This is a genomic window from Mastigocoleus sp. MO_188.B34 (genome assembly GCF_030065675.1).
In the GTDB taxonomy this organism is placed as follows: Bacteria; Cyanobacteriota; Cyanobacteriia; order Cyanobacteriales; family Nostocaceae; genus Mastigocoleus.
This window is the reverse complement of the sequence record NZ_JASJDK010000049.1, coordinates 20,754-35,262: the sequence shown is the minus strand read 5'-3', so window position 1 is coordinate 35,262 and position 14,509 is coordinate 20,754. Positions and strand designations below refer to the sequence as shown.

Here is a 14,509-nt window from a genome sequence, read left to right as displayed (position 1 = left end):
AAAGCAGTTCAAACAGGAATGGCTATTCTTACCCCAAACTTTAGTAGTAACTATGGCACAGTTGCTTAATTAAGGTGCAGAAAAATATAGAATTCATATATAAAGCCCATTATGGAACGGAAATTCCGCCCAGAGAACCTGCAATCGCTCCTGTCTCCTGATTACTTCCCATTCCTTTTCTCAAACCATTCCTCAATTAGTTCAATAATGATATCGCTCATTTGTCTAGCTTCAGAAGCTGCAGCAGTTTTAAGCTGTCGGTGTAATTGTTTCGGCAAATAAACTGTGGTACGAGTATAGTTGGGGTCAGTACTTTTACTCCTCGGACTGCTTTGAACCTCATTAGACTGGGATCTATCTCTAGATATACGGTTCTGAGCAGCATCAATTAAATCGTCAAAACGGCTATTTTTTCTCTTTGGACTCACGCTAAAATCTCCTTTCCTGTTTCAAAGTAACATCGCCAAGCAATCTGGGCGTAAGGGTCTTTTACTGCATTAACTGGAACCCCCTCCAAAGCTGCTCTTTGGAACACTGCAAGTCGACGAATTCCAGATTTAAACATCGGTAAACCAGCATTAATACAAGCCTTTCTCACCTCCACTCCAGCTTTATTTGGACTCGGAGGAATCAAAGTCAGTAGAATTCGATAATTAACCTGAAATTCCTTTAGTGCTTCCACCATTCGTAAGGTAGCAGCTAAAGCTACAGCATCAGGAGTTGTTGGTACAACTAGTAAATCACACCCTTGAGCAACAGTTTTTAATTCATCATTATTAGGTATTACTCCCGTGTCAATAATTATATGTTCGTAAAGGCTTGCTAATTGAACTCCATGTTTCTCATCAGCAACCTTAAATGGCAAACTACCCCGATTAGACCAATCCAACGCACTGCGATTAAGGTCACCATCGATCAATAGGGTATCAGCCTTTTGTTGGAAATAAGTAGCTAAGTGCAATGCTGTAGTCGATTGTTAACCTAAGCCAGAAAGTCACCTTTCTGACTCGGCTTCAGAACGCAGCATGAATCTTTCAATTCACTGCGCTCCTCGTAATAGTGGCTCGCAACAGTACCTCAATGTTTGCGGTCGTGGCAATGTCCGTGTAGTGCCTGTAGATTGTTATACTTCTGGTTTTTGTGATTGAGGTCTACGTGGTGTACCTCGATTACATCTTCTAAAGTGAAGTTTAACTTACAGTGTGCGCATCTACCTTTTTGTGTCCGAAGAAGTTTTGCTAATATTGGTCTCAGACCCGGATGCTTACCTCTTCTGGTGCTCCAGTAAGTCCAATCTCCGTCAAATGGACTGCGGTTTTCTTTAACATTGATGTGCATTCTAATGGGTGTTTTTTTATGTTCTTTGAGAGGAATATTATCTTCAGAGAATTCCCATTTGCCTAATGAATCAACATTCCAGTATTTATTCGCAATCCAATGTTTTGGCTTCATAGGATGCCTACGATTAGCCCATCTTCTGAGTTTTATATAAAGCCAATGGTCTATATCACCAAATATTTCTTTGGAGTTAACTGCTGAATAATAGTTCGCCCAACCTACAATTGTTGGGTTAAGAATTCCTATTAGTTTTTCTTGAGTTGCAGTTTTATATCCATCAATAATTTGGCTTAATTTGTCTTTATGTCTCTTGATGGAATCTTGCGTGGGCGTAATTATGGTCTTATGTAATGCATCCCTACTGTAACCACCTCCTGCTACTTTTCTACGATTTCTTTTACCTAATGGGTATTGTTTGAAGGTGAATCCAAGGAAGTTAAATCCAGATTCATTTCCTTCATATTCGTAGAATGTATGACAGATTTTGGTTTTAGTGGGGCTAAATTCTAAACCCATTTTATTCAACCATTTCTGAGCTAAGTTCTTAGCTCTTTTTAGTTCTTCTAAATCCCGGTGCAGTATTACTAGGTCATCAGCATATCTGACAATTGTAGGTTGCCAGCTTGCTTCTTTTATATTTCCCAGTTTTTTACTTTTAGGGAAGGATGATTTGATGTAATCTTCCAATCCATGCAGAGCTATATTTGCCAATAATGGCGAAATACATCCACCTTGCGGTGTTCCTTCGTTGGTTGGGAAGATTTTATTTCCTTCCATTACTCCCGACTTTAACCAGGCTTTTATTGCCCTTCTCATTAGTGGGAAGGTATTTAGCTTATTTAGAAGTGCTTTGTGGTTTATTCGGTCAAAACATTTACTGATATCCGCATCCAGTACGTATTTTTCTTGTCTGCGCATGCTGAGAAATAAATATTTGACCGCATCATGGGTTGACCTTCCAGGTCTAAAACCGTAGCTATGGGGTTCAAATTGAGCTTCCCATTCTGGTTCTAGTGCTAGCTTTGCTAGGGCTTGTGATGCCCTGTCCCGCATTGTAGGTATGCCTAATGGTCGCTTCTTGATGCAGTCGCTCATGGGGGAAACCCCCAAGACCGGGCTGCATCGCTTCTCTTCCTTTCCAGGTTTTGGAATCCAGACGCGACGTATGGGCATTGCTTTTTTAGGTAACTCAAGATTAGCCGCAAGTTGCAACCGTTGTTTGGGTTTAAGGTTTTTAATCCCGTCAATCCCTGCGGTTCGCTTGCCACGATTATCCTGACTTATTCTTCTTACTGCGAGTAGCTTTGCTGCTCTGGATTTTAGTAGAAGCCTTTGGAGTTTTCTTACTGTTTTGACATCACCACGGATTGAGGCTTGATAAATTCGTTTCTGGAGCTTGAAGACTTGTTTCTCTAGCTTGCACCAGGGAATATCCTTCCATTCATACATCAGATTTCCTGTGTTCATGACTTGTATACTCTTACTCACGGTTTTTATCTCCACTATTCCGTGTATCCGTCAGCGTATCCTTGTCATTACAACAAGGCATTTGCTTCTGATACAATCCTGCTTAATAAGTTCATGCGCCTGAATGACTACTTAAGAAATCGACCTTCCTTAAGAGAAACTTATTAAGTTACTTCGTTCCTAATGCTTGTTTTACGAGGGGGTTAGATTCCTACTATCCTACGGGCTTATACTGTGTGATTTCCTTTACTGGCAAAGTTAAAGGAACAGTTTGAGTGATTCTTCTAGCTCGGAAAGCCTAGAAGACATTTAAGCCGTGTCATTTTGACTCAAGCTTCTAAATTCGGGTGAGCTTGTTGGCGGTAACGTAGGTTCAGACATAGGTTTGCTTTCGCTAATCATACCCTTCCAGCTTGCGGGGGTTTCTTACCGAATTTCAGATTACCCGCTTTACATCCCGCTTTACCCCGTCAGTTGTCAGGCTGACGAAATAAGGATATTGCTATCTCCCATCACCAGGGAGGTAAGGAATTAGAATTTACAATTTGTAATATTCCGCGCCTTACATCAAACATTAAGTTGTCAAGGTTCAAGTTAATTTAAACCAAGCTTCTCGTCCCCCTTGAGACTATCTTCAGTCAGCTGAAGCCCTAATCTACAAGGTTTAGAGAAAACGAATCACACTCGCCACACCACCTTTCAATGCTGCTACGGTCACTATCATTTTTCTCGTTTACAATCCTCCCAGCAAAATATTTGTGGCAAATAGCACTCTACGCTTACATGTTCAGATGCTTAAGTATCTCAGCTTTTCAACATTTGTCAAGCATTATAATTCTTGCATTTAAATATTCACATTTTCAAAAATTCAAACATCTAAAAACTTAGTACGCTAATTACATTTAAGCATATATTCAATAAGACAAAAATCAATATACTAAGTAAATACGACCTAAAATATTCAAACATCTATATGTTTGAATATGATTTGGATAGAAATTGAGTGGTGACAAAATCTTCCATCGAAAAGAATATAGCCCAAAAGCCTTTGCAACAATCATCAGATGAACAACAGTTAGCATCATCGTATGACGATCTGTCCAAGCTTCAAAGGATTCAAAGCAGGGTTCATATTCAAATAGTTGAAGAATCACACCACGCATAAATTCGGGGTTCATCAAAGCGATCAATATTAAATAAAGTGCAACATTAGTAACAAAACACAATCAAATAACACCAAGAAAGCTTCAGATTAAATATCTTATAAACTAAACCTTAATTCGACCTCGAATAACCAAGATTCCGTATCATTTATATTGCAATACAGTTCAGTTAAGACTTTTTTTTAAACAAGTAACCCTGTAGAGACGCGACAGAGCCTGCGGCGTCGGCGTTAGCCTCTGTCGCGTCTCTACGAAGAAATTTAGGCTTATCTGAACCGTATTGATTTATATTGGTTGCTACGCACTACGCACCTCACAAATTACAAACTGCGTATTTTAATCACCCAACTCTCTCAGTTTTCTCAGATAACTCTTAGGGAAGTCTCATTTACCAATCACTGACTCCTCAGTTTCATCCCCGATATTAGTAATCAAGGAAAGGGACAGCGCTGCGCGCAAGTAAAAAGTCAAAAGTTTACTACTGTTCTTGTTTGAGGATTCATCAATTTCCTAACCTAATCACGTAATGCTATTAAACAAAGCTTGAAGGAGCAATTATTATGAAATTCAACAAAATCGCTGGTTTAGGAATCGTATCCATCGTATTATTTGGTAGTTTTGGACAATTAGCAGTTAACGCACAACCTGCTCAAGACCTGAAAGCAAAACAAACTACTATAGTTGCAGCCAAATCTGAATCATTAATTGCATCTGGTAACTTTGTTAAGTCTGAAAAAGCAACCACCGGTAAAGCCAAAATCGTCAACATGAATGGTAAGCACTATCTCAAATTTGATGCAGCTTTTAGTACTGGTAATGGTCCCGACGTCAAAATCATCTTGCATAAAAGCAGCACCGTACCTGGAAATATTAAGGAAGGAAATTACATTACCCTCGCAAAAATTCAAAAATTCAAAGGCGCTCAAACCTATGAAATTCCCGATAATGTAAATCTAGATGAGTTCAAATCTGTAGGAGTCTGGTGCGAAAAATTCAACGCTACTTTTGGTTACGCTAGCCTGCAGAAAGCTTAAGTTTAAAATTCTCTTCTATGTCTTAAGACTTATCTTTATTTTCTATGATCTTAATTCTCTAATTTCCTTACACCATATATCAGTTTATCATCAGTAGCTCCGGATATCGGATGCTGATGATTTTTCTTTGTCGTTGAAAGCCAAATTCTGAAACTCCAAATTTTGGAACACCAATTTTCTGTCATAAAACACCAAATGGATGTGGGAACTATTGTCTGTTGAAGTAATTGTGTAGGATTACACCAAAATACCACAGATATTTATCTTTGCTCGCACAAAATACAATGAATAAAATTTATTTAGATCAACCCCGCAAATAGGCAAACTGTCAATGATATATCAACTTTGCTGTGGAGATAAAAAAGTTTTAATGAAAAAACGTAACTATAGATACCAAAAATTTACTCGCTGATAATTATACGGATAAATTAAAAAAACATACACCTGAGTAATACAATACAAATTTATTAATTCCACCATACAAACAGGAAAAACCAACCCTTGACAAAACAAACCGATGTGTCTCCCGTTACTAGGTAGCAAAAGGCAACCCAAAATCACCAAAAATACTTCTATAAAAATTGGAAAAGGCATGGTAAGTTTCTATTCTTATCGTCACCTTTTCCGTTGTCCTCAATGCATCTGGATCATCTCAAACCACAACACCTAAAAGAATTAGTTAACAGTAGTGGCATAGATTTACACATCACAAAACTCAATTTTCAGTCCTTACAAGACACAACAGCCTATGATTATCTGCTGATTTCCCAGCAAGTTCCCCGTACAAATACGGGAATGCTCAAGAGTCAGTGGTTGCAACGTTACGCTCACATAACTGATGGTGGTTGGTGGTGTTCTGGACTGGATCCTGTAAATAATTGGAAAGCAATGGAATGGGGCTGTTTTAAGCCCAATCAACCGCGACACAATGAAAAAGGTAAACCGATAAAATACGAACATCCTCCCTGTATGGGGACAAGGGTATTTTGCTTGCGGGTGCCTTTGTTGGTTTGGCAACAGGTTCAAGAGCGTTACAATGTTCCTATGCCGGAAAATATTCCCATTGGCGAACATGGGGAAGCTATCGGTTTTTGGCGATGGGTGATGGAATGTAACATCCCTCTGATTATTTGTGAGGGAGTAAAGAAAGCTGCTACCCTGTTGAGTCAGGGCTATGTTGCGATCGCAATTCCGGGAATTAATAGTGGTTATCGAGTTGTTAAAAATAATTTTGGTAAAGTTATTCGTCGTCAGTTGATTCCCGACCTAGCAGCTTTTACAATTGCAAAGCGTACTATTTACATTTGTTTTGATTTTGAAACGGAACCGAAGAAAATTGCTGCGGTCAGTAATGCGATTTCCCAGTTGGGGTTTTTATTTCAAGAGAAAACTTGTCCGGTACGAGTAATTGAACTTCCCGGTGAAGAAAAAGGTGTGGATGAGTTTATTGTTGCGAAGGGAGCGACTGCTTTTGAGAAAATTTATGCTCAAAGTGTCGATTTAGAAGTTTATCTCGCTCAAGTAAAACCCCACAAAGCTTTAACTTTTACCCCCAATCTCACAATTAACCGACGTTATTTAGGAGAAATACCTTTTCCTCAATCGGGTTTAGTAGGAGTCAAGTCAGCTAAAGGTACGGGAAAAACTACCGCATTACAACCTGTTATCAAACGGGCAATTAGTACAGAAAAACCAGTTTTGTTGATTACCCACAGAATTCAGTTGGGACGGTTTTTATGCGAACAAGTTGGTTTAAATTGGGGATTGGGAACGAACGAATATAGAAATATTCAAGCTTATGCTCAAACTCAAACTCAAACCCAAACTGAAATATCTGATTCACCGTTTTCCATTCTCAATTTTTCTGCTTCCCTTTCCACAAATTTAGGAGCTAAAAATTTAGGATTATGTATAGATTCAATTTGGAAACTAAATCCTGAAGATTGGCGAGGTGGAATTGTAATTTTAGATGAAGTAGAACAATCTTTATGGCATTTACTTAATAGTAGTACTTGTGTTTCCAAGCGAGTGAAAATTCTCACTGCATTTGGACAATTAATTTCCACTGTTTTGAGTACTGGGGGATTAGTAATTGCTCAGGATGCGGATTTATCCGACATTTCTTTAGAGTATTTACAGGGACTGTCAGGAATTAAAATCGCTCCTTGGATTGTGGAAAATCAATGGAAACCCACAATTGGTTGGGACGTAACTTTTTACGATTCTCCCAATCCCACACCATTAATTCAACAATTAGAAGTAGATTTAATGGCTGGAAGAAAATGTTATGTTACTACAGATAGTCGTTCTGGGCGTTACAGTTGTGAAACGATTGAAAGATATCTTAAAGAACGCTTAGAAAAATTACGATATCAATTTCCTCAAACTTTAGTGGTCAGCAGTCACACAACTAATACACCAGGTCACCCAGCAGTAGATATTGTTGAATCCATCAACAAAAAAATTATTGATTATCAAGCAGTTTTTGTCACTCCCAGTCTGGGAACGGGAATTAGTATTGATGTTCAACATTTCGACCGAGTTTATGGTATCTTTCAAGGTGTAATTCCTGATTCTGAAGCTCGACAAGCCTTAGCTAGAGTCCGCGATGATGTACCCAGAATCGTTTGGTGTGCGAAGCGAGGTATTGGTTTAATCGGTAGTGGTAGCACTAACTATCGTTTGCTATCCCATTGGTATCAAGAAAATCAAAAAGAAAATCTAGCTTTACTAAGTCCTCTATATAAAATTGATGTAGATTTACCTTTAGTTTACGATCCCATTCATTTGCGAACTTGGGCAAAATTATCAGCAAGAATCAATGCTTCGGTGAGTATTTACCGTCAAGCTATGAAGGATGGTTTAATTGCTGATGGGAATCAGGTTCAAGTTCGGAGTAATGACACTTACAAAAATATTATTCGCGATTTACGTCAAGCATTTTTAGCAACCGATCCTTCAGATGTCGCAACGAGAAGGAGACTGATTTTAGAAATTGTCAAAACTCGTAAAGATTGGGAAAAGAGTCGGAATAGAAATACAAATATTAACCGCAATATCAAGAAGATTAAACGTCAAAAACAATTGGAAACAGCAAATTCTGTGGCTAATGCGAGGGATATTGATTATATAGAATATGACAGACTAATAATTAAACCATCTTTAACTGAAAACGAGCGCTATCAAATTAATAAATATGTCCTCAGACATAGATATGGAATCGATGTGACTCCCCAACTTAAATTAAAAGATGATAAAGGGTATTATTATCAATTGTTAATCCATTACTATCTCACCCACGATTTAGAATACTTCCGTCTGCGAGATAAACAAGAATGGCTCCAACAATTGTCTTGGGGAGATGGAAAGGTCTTCTTACCTGACGTAAAAAACTACACTCTAAAAATAGAAGCTTTAAGAGCTCTAGGTCTAAACCAATTTCTAGATCCGCAACGAATATTTACCGATCGCGATCCAGATTTACTGTTGATGAAAAATACAGCTTTAGAATGTAGTAAGCATATTAAAAGAATTTTGGAAATTAATGTTGCTAGAGGTAAAGATTCAACCTCAGGGATTATTATTTTGGGTCGATTACTGAATTTATTAGCTTTGAAATTGAAGAAAAGTACTCTTACTTATCAAATTGATTCTAAAATGCTCAATGATGGAAGAAAAGAAATATTTGAAATTTGGCAGCAAAGAGATGAATTGATGTTAGCAAAATTAAAGAGTGTTGGAGATGGTAGTATTATTTCTCCAACTGATTGGAATGAAAAAGCGATCCAAAATCAACCCATTTACGTAAATTGAACTTGTAATACCTTTGACTTTTTACTTTTTACTTTTTACTTCCCCTCCTGGGGTGCTTGCTTCAAAAAGGTCTAATCCCTTCTTCCCAATTAACGGTCATTTTCATTTTGTTCACCTTCCAAACACCATCTAATCGAGTTAGTTCATGATTATAGGTACCACCTAATGTCCAACTTTGACCTTTTCTTGGTTCCAGAAAGACATGATGAGCTTGGAAGTTAGAAATACAAGTTCCTAGATTTTCATTTAGCGTAACAGTATGGGTTCCGAGTATATGTTGAGTTATCTTAAAATTTTTTGCAAAAGACTCTTCCCATTCTTTTACTTGAAGTTGTGCAGGAACATGAATCGGTTCTCCACCAAATAAAGAAGTATAATCAAATTCAACTTTATCGGTAAACTCAGCAAGAACCTCTTTCCAGTTACGTAAGTCTGACATCAAAGCAATCTTATTAACTGTGTTGATAATCTCTACCTTGTCACTCGTTTGTTGGATTGGGATGTGAATGGTATTGTCATTCTGGGGTTTTGGAATATTATTGACACTCTGATCTTCGGGTAGCAGTTGAGTGTTATTGATGTCATTATTTTGAGGTAAACGAATATTATTTACATTACTATCTTTAGAAGGTTGAGTTTGTGCTTGAGTTTTGCTAAGCGATGTACTTATTCCAGCTAATCCAGCGAGCGTACTAATAATAATTTTTCGGCGAGACGATCTGAGCATTTATTTATATATAATTTCCTTATTTGTATTTCGAGATTATTTTTTCTTTGGATATGTTTTTGTTTGCAATATAGTTTCAAATATATCTGGGAAATATCAAAACTTAGAAATTTAGCTTTGTAGTATATCTTTTCTGTAATGTTTTAGCCATCATAGTAAAGTTTAAATTTACCTATAGGAGATATTCATATCATATTTTTTCAAATTGTAAATGAGTAAATAGCAAAACCAATTTGGTATCACAATTCTCGGTAAAATTTAATTTGGAAAATATTGTTTTAAATAGAGAATCAACATTTTCTTTGTTTCAGCTAGAACCTGTTGTTGAAAATTACCCTCGCGAGTTAATGAAAAAATTTCTAATGCACTTGCGGCTTCAACTGTAACTGCAGCTAATAAATCGGCTTGACTTTTTTCTAGTGTAGGTTTACGTGTAATAAAAAACGCTGACAATTGTCGAGCAATCTCTTGGTTAAATGCCGTATCCATTGCCATTAATTCCGTTGAGACTAAACGAGATTGTACAAATACGGTTCTATATGCCGGATTCGCTGTCACAAATTCATCAAATGCATCGATCGCATTACTGATATAAATTTCCAGAGGTAATTTGGCGGTTTCATCTGTGTGAAGATTTGCAAATACCTCTCCTAGTTGCTTTAAATAGCGATCGACTAAAGCATGAAATACAGCTAACTTATCCGGGAAAAAACGGTATAAACCTCCGACGGATGTATCAGCACGCGCTGCAATTTCATCAGTTGTTACAGACTCATAGCCAACTTCAACAAATAATTCAGCTGCTGCATCCAAAATTCGATTAAATCTTTCTCGACTCCTTGCTTGTTTCGGTAAACGCCATCGCAATTGCTGTTGAGGTTCTTGTGTCATTACTCAGAAATTCTATTGACAAACACGAGATATTCCTCGTATTTTAAAAGTGAGGTTAACCTCGCGTTTTTGTTTGTAGTTTCATTTATAGCATTTTAGGGTAGAAAACCATGCAAACTGTAAATACTGGAGTCAATAATGCAGATCGTAACAAAAAGATGTCTTACGGATTCTTTTTGTTTATGAGTTTTATGATTTGGCTGATTGCAACTTTAGTTATCCGGTTTTGGGGAGAAACTTTTTTTATCCCTAACAGTAATGTCAGTATGGTTGCTAGTTTTTTGTTCTCAGTTTTTTTCTTACCACCATTGGCTTATAGCCTCTTTGCTTGGCAAAATATAGAGCCTGTGCAAAGAAAAGATGCTGCTATTTGTTTGGCGATTCCGGGAATGCTGCTCGATGCATTCACTAATTACTTCTTCCCATACTTTTTTCCAAATCTCCCCGATGCAGCGAATGGAGTATTTGGAGCTTGGTTATTGTGGGGATATGCAATTGTGCTGATTACAGGAATATTTACAAGTCAATGGAAAAAATAGGTAATTGGTAACTGAGAAAAGAAGAATTTATCTAATCCCAATCCCCAATCCCTACTTCTGCTATTAAAGGTTTATTTTTGCGATACTTTAGTATCTGTTAGACTCTTTCGAAAGTGATTTGTAACCGCTTGCACTGCTTTATTTACGTAAGGTTCGCGATCGTAGAAATCAAATTGCTGTCCTTGCATCCAAATTACTTTCTTCTCTCCCGGCATAGTCTTGTAAAATTTACGTACTCCATCCGGTAATGCTGCATTTTCACTGTGAACAAAAAGGGTGGGAACATTAACGTTAGGTGCTGCAGAAATAGAATCAAACTGCAACCATTCAGCCCAAGACATTACTGCAAATCTATTCTTCCATTCTGGTATTGAACCGCGTTCGGGATTCCCATAATACAAAGGCTCGCCAGACATCGCAGCATTACGATTATCTTGCTCGAAAGCAGGTACATAATCAACTTTCCCTGTTTTTTCGTATTTTCTTTGTGCTGCTAACCCAGTTTCGATTTTCTTACGCACTGCTTGTTTTCCACCGTAAACAGTAAGTACCGACTCCGGTTCTTGTAGCCACGCAGCAACGGTTGCAAAAGACCTAATCCGAGAATCTTCAGCTACAGCATGCGCCATATAACCCGCGCTTGCACATACACCCAAACCACCGATGCGGTTGGGATCGACAATTGGTAAAGACTGCAAATAGGTTACAGCATTTTTGATATCTTGAATCTTTGCATTTGGCGATTCATATTGACGAGGTTCACCACCACTTTCCCCCCAGTAGCGAAAATCAAAAGCCAATGCAGCAAACCCTTGTTCGGCAAGCTTTTTAGCATACAAACCCGCCATCTGTTCTTTTACCGAAGTCCAAGAACCGGTAACAATCACTACTGGGAGTTTTCTACCCGACTTATAATTAGCTGGTAAATACAAATCCCCCACCATCTTCACCCCTTCGCTGGTGAAGTTAACTTTATTTATGCCAGGTTTGTAATTCGCTGCAGCCAAATATTCCAGGTTAGAAAATCTCGGAGTTTGGTTTTGTGTTGTTACTGAGTTTTTACCCCGTTTACTTTCAAGATTGATATTACTTGCAACAGCTAAATCGATACCTAACATCAGAGGAATTGCTAAGCAGAAAACTAGGGATAAGAGTTTCATTTTCCTGTTGACTTGATTCTTTAATTTTTTTCTGGTCTTGTATCTTATTGAGATTTTGATTTGAATATTTATTGGCAAATATTTACTAGTTAAAACTGATTTTTAACCAAGTCCACCCCCATCGATACTAAACTGATTCCCAGAGACATAAGATGCTTCATCAGAAGCAAGCCACATGACTAGGTTTGCGACCTCTTCTGGTGTCCCAACTCTTTGCATGGGATAGGATGCAACAAGTTGTTTTTCTGTAACTTTCCAGTCCCGTTTGACTCGATCCAACATTGGAGTATCAATCGCTCCTGGAGATATGGCATTAATACGAATGTTTTTACCATATTCTTGAGCCGCCATTTTAGTCATGATATTAGTATTTTCTTTACAGAGGCACTGGAAAAAGGATCCAAACTCCTAAATTTCACATCATTAATCAGCATTTTAGCCTTAACTGAACCGTATTGCTTATGGGCAGTTACCTTTAATTTAACTTTTGTGAACCAAAGTCTTATTATTTTTTTTAATAGCTTTCAATAAACTTTAACAGCATTCTACTTGCTGTATTTAAGCTTGCTTGTATTTTGCACAGAAGAGTATAAATCACTAACAAATTAAAATTCATTACAATAAAGCTGTATTATTTCACTGGGTCTTGAACACTAAATTAGGCTTTTACTATTGATACTGAGTAACTTAATAACATCAAATTTTATTTGTACAATATGTGAATTTAAATATATTTACTTGCCATTGCATACCTTGGTAGACCTTGAAAGTCAACTACACTATTAAGTAAAAATATATAACTATTTTTAAATTCATAAGTTTCAGTGTTTATGTTTCGGGATTGATTTTAGGTTAATATTTTAGAGAGAAAATAAATTCAGTAAATTGACAAGGTGTTATCGTTTACGCTTAGTGAAGAAATAGTACTTCAAAAGCGTGTTTTAAAAGTCAGGGATTGTTGTAAAAAAGCTCACGAAATTTAAGCTGAAAGGTCGTAATGTTTGTCAGTAGTCAGTGCTTCGGCTCCCTTGCGTGACATAGCATATTGCTAGGCATAAAGCAGGAAGGTGGTGGGATTGTGTCAAAAGCAAATACCCTTTTGTAAATAAATATCAATATCAGTCTGAAACCTAAGTGTGTCTTAGAGAACTCATTTGAGATCTTTTAATTGGTAGCAGTTCTCAGTCTTTTAAGCATTAGTCGTATAAAACAAAGATTTACTTTGGCGATTGAATGATCAAGCGTTCTTTCAAATTTTTTGACTGAACTTTTATATTTCTCCATCCAAGAATTACTTCTTTCTATGACCCATCTCACTTTGACCGAAACAAAACCAATCTTTCCTTCTTTTTCTTTTTCAGCTTTGGACGGTTTTGGTCATAGCTCAAGTCTAATCTTGGTCATTATTTGGGGATAAATTTTTTTCAATTCTTCCTCTAATTTTTCGGGATGATATCCATTATCAAGAATGATAGTGATTTTGGGAATGTTGAAAAGTATGAGTAAAGAAGAGTGTAGTAATTTACAAGAAAAAGAACTAATAAATGTTTTTGATAAACCTATGAAACAAGAGTGGTGGATGGAATACGGCGGCTTTTTTGGTCATTACTACGTGAAGGGTGATAACTCTTTAGATGGCTATCTCTCAACACCACAAAACCTCAATGAAAGGTCTCAGTGTGAAGTTGAAGGTTTGATTAGACTTCTCGCTCTTCAACCCAACCAGCGTATTCTCGATAGCCCCTGTGGTTATGGAAGGCATTCAATCGGGCTTGCTCACCAAGGTTTGACAGTTGTCGGTGTTGATATCAATAGTCATGAGCTTAACATTGCTAATAAAAATTCTCAGGGACTTGAGAATGTCCAATTTTTTAAACAGGATATGCGCTTGTTGAAGTATGAGAATGAATTTGATGCTATCGTTAATGTTTTTTTCTCATTTGGTTTTTTTGAATTGGAAGAGGAAAATTTTCAAGTCCTTCAAAATTTCTACCAAGCATTAAAACCAGGAGGAAAATTTTTAATGCACACTGACGTAAATATTCCTCGTGTGCTGAGTGGTGAATACAAGTTTTCAGAAATACGTTCACTTCAAAACGGCAAAAAACTGGAAATTAGTGAAAACTACGATCACGTAACTAAGAGAATTAATGGTCAATGGATTTTTATCAATCAGGATGGGACAAAAGAAGAAACAAGTCCTTATTCAGTAAGAGTTTATTCATTCTCCGAATTTTCTGACCTTTGTCAACAAGTAGGTTTTAAAATTATTACTGGGTACGGAAATTGGCAAGGTTCACCATTAACCAACTGCTCAGAAGATATGATAATCGTTGCCGAAAAATAAGTCTATTTGCTGATTTTTTTGAGACGAAAG

At 37.2% G+C, this 14,509-nt stretch carries 11 protein-coding genes and 1 pseudogene; 4 read left to right on the top strand and 8 right to left on the bottom strand.

The features are described 5' to 3' along the window. Nucleotides 1-161 precede the first annotated feature (161 nt). The 4 genes from QNJ50_RS14015 to QNJ50_RS14000 all read right to left on the bottom strand — a co-directional run bounded on the left by QNJ50_RS14015 (nucleotide 162) and on the right by QNJ50_RS14000 (nucleotide 3,983). Nucleotides 162-428, bottom strand: coding sequence for a CopG family transcriptional regulator (locus QNJ50_RS14015; protein WP_300636157.1), 267 nt, complete (start codon nucleotides 426-428; stop codon nucleotides 162-164). Further along, the gene (locus QNJ50_RS14010) at nucleotides 425-961 is read right to left on the bottom strand and encodes a ParA family protein (RefSeq protein ID WP_300636155.1); all 537 of its coding nucleotides are present in this window, start codon (nucleotides 959-961) and stop codon (nucleotides 425-427) included. The genes QNJ50_RS14015 and QNJ50_RS14010 overlap by 4 nt, the downstream gene beginning before the upstream one ends. A gap of 116 nt (nucleotides 962-1,077) precedes the next feature. After that, entirely contained in the window at nucleotides 1,078-2,826 is a 1,749-nt protein-coding gene (gene ltrA, locus QNJ50_RS14005) for a group II intron reverse transcriptase/maturase (RefSeq protein ID WP_300636153.1), read from the bottom strand. Between the two features lie 908 nt (nucleotides 2,827-3,734). Continuing rightward, on the bottom strand, nucleotides 3,735-3,983 hold the full coding sequence (locus QNJ50_RS14000; RefSeq protein ID WP_300636151.1) for a hypothetical protein: 249 nt from the start codon (nucleotides 3,981-3,983) through the stop codon (nucleotides 3,735-3,737). Nucleotides 3,984-4,528: 545 nt separating this feature from the next. Between QNJ50_RS14000 and QNJ50_RS13995 the strand changes: the two genes are divergently transcribed. Together QNJ50_RS13995 and QNJ50_RS13990 are read left to right on the top strand one after the other, a co-directional pair. Then, on the top strand, nucleotides 4,529-5,002 hold the full coding sequence (locus QNJ50_RS13995) for a DM13 domain-containing protein (RefSeq protein ID WP_300636149.1): 474 nt from the start codon (nucleotides 4,529-4,531) through the stop codon (nucleotides 5,000-5,002). A gap of 636 nt (nucleotides 5,003-5,638) precedes the next feature. After that, nucleotides 5,639-8,815: a plasmid replication protein, CyRepA1 family gene (locus QNJ50_RS13990; protein ID WP_300636147.1), complete on the top strand. Its 3,177-nt coding sequence runs from the start codon at nucleotides 5,639-5,641 to the stop codon at nucleotides 8,813-8,815. Nucleotides 8,816-8,876: 61 nt separating this feature from the next. Here the strand turns inward: QNJ50_RS13990 and QNJ50_RS13985 are convergent, their stop codons facing one another. Together QNJ50_RS13985 and QNJ50_RS13980 are read right to left on the bottom strand one after the other, a co-directional pair. Continuing rightward, the gene (locus QNJ50_RS13985) at nucleotides 8,877-9,542 is read right to left on the bottom strand and encodes a nuclear transport factor 2 family protein (protein WP_300636145.1); all 666 of its coding nucleotides are present in this window, start codon (nucleotides 9,540-9,542) and stop codon (nucleotides 8,877-8,879) included. Between the two features lie 258 nt (nucleotides 9,543-9,800). Further along, nucleotides 9,801-10,433: a TetR/AcrR family transcriptional regulator gene (locus QNJ50_RS13980; RefSeq protein ID WP_300636143.1), complete on the bottom strand. Its 633-nt coding sequence runs from the start codon at nucleotides 10,431-10,433 to the stop codon at nucleotides 9,801-9,803. Between the two features lie 110 nt (nucleotides 10,434-10,543). Between QNJ50_RS13980 and QNJ50_RS13975 the strand changes: the two genes are divergently transcribed. Continuing rightward, nucleotides 10,544-10,972, top strand: coding sequence for a DUF5367 domain-containing protein (locus tag QNJ50_RS13975; RefSeq protein ID WP_300636140.1), 429 nt, complete (start codon nucleotides 10,544-10,546; stop codon nucleotides 10,970-10,972). A gap of 71 nt (nucleotides 10,973-11,043) precedes the next feature. Here the strand turns inward: QNJ50_RS13975 and QNJ50_RS13970 are convergent, their stop codons facing one another. Together QNJ50_RS13970 and QNJ50_RS13965 are read right to left on the bottom strand one after the other, a co-directional pair. Next, nucleotides 11,044-12,132 carry an alpha/beta hydrolase gene (locus QNJ50_RS13970; RefSeq protein ID WP_300636138.1) on the bottom strand — a complete coding sequence of 363 codons (1,089 nt, stop codon included), beginning with the start codon at nucleotides 12,130-12,132 and terminating at the stop codon, nucleotides 11,044-11,046. A gap of 102 nt (nucleotides 12,133-12,234) precedes the next feature. Next, nucleotides 12,235-12,501, bottom strand: a pseudogene (locus QNJ50_RS13965) (SDR family oxidoreductase); the annotation flags it as partial. Between the two features lie 1,129 nt (nucleotides 12,502-13,630). On the opposite strand from QNJ50_RS13965, the gene QNJ50_RS13955 reads away from it, so the two are divergent. Beyond that, on the top strand, nucleotides 13,631-14,479 hold the full coding sequence (locus QNJ50_RS13955; protein WP_300636136.1) for a class I SAM-dependent methyltransferase: 849 nt from the start codon (nucleotides 13,631-13,633) through the stop codon (nucleotides 14,477-14,479). Nucleotides 14,480-14,509 lie beyond the last annotated feature (30 nt).

Coding starts and splice junctions, on each gene's coding strand:
- QNJ50_RS14000 (WP_300636151.1), bottom strand. CDS start 3,983: ATGAACCCCGAATTTATGCGTGGTGTGATTCTTCAACTATTTGAATAT.
- QNJ50_RS13995 (WP_300636149.1), top strand. CDS start 4,529: ATGAAATTCAACAAAATCGCTGGTTTAGGAATCGTATCCATCGTATTA.
- QNJ50_RS13990 (WP_300636147.1), top strand. CDS start 5,639: ATGCATCTGGATCATCTCAAACCACAACACCTAAAAGAATTAGTTAAC.
- QNJ50_RS13985 (WP_300636145.1), bottom strand. CDS start 9,542: ATGCTCAGATCGTCTCGCCGAAAAATTATTATTAGTACGCTCGCTGGA.
- QNJ50_RS13980 (WP_300636143.1), bottom strand. CDS start 10,433: ATGACACAAGAACCTCAACAGCAATTGCGATGGCGTTTACCGAAACAA.
- QNJ50_RS13975 (WP_300636140.1), top strand. CDS start 10,544: ATGCAAACTGTAAATACTGGAGTCAATAATGCAGATCGTAACAAAAAG.
- QNJ50_RS13970 (WP_300636138.1), bottom strand. CDS start 12,132: ATGAAACTCTTATCCCTAGTTTTCTGCTTAGCAATTCCTCTGATGTTA.
- QNJ50_RS13955 (WP_300636136.1), top strand. CDS start 13,631: ATGAGTAAAGAAGAGTGTAGTAATTTACAAGAAAAAGAACTAATAAAT.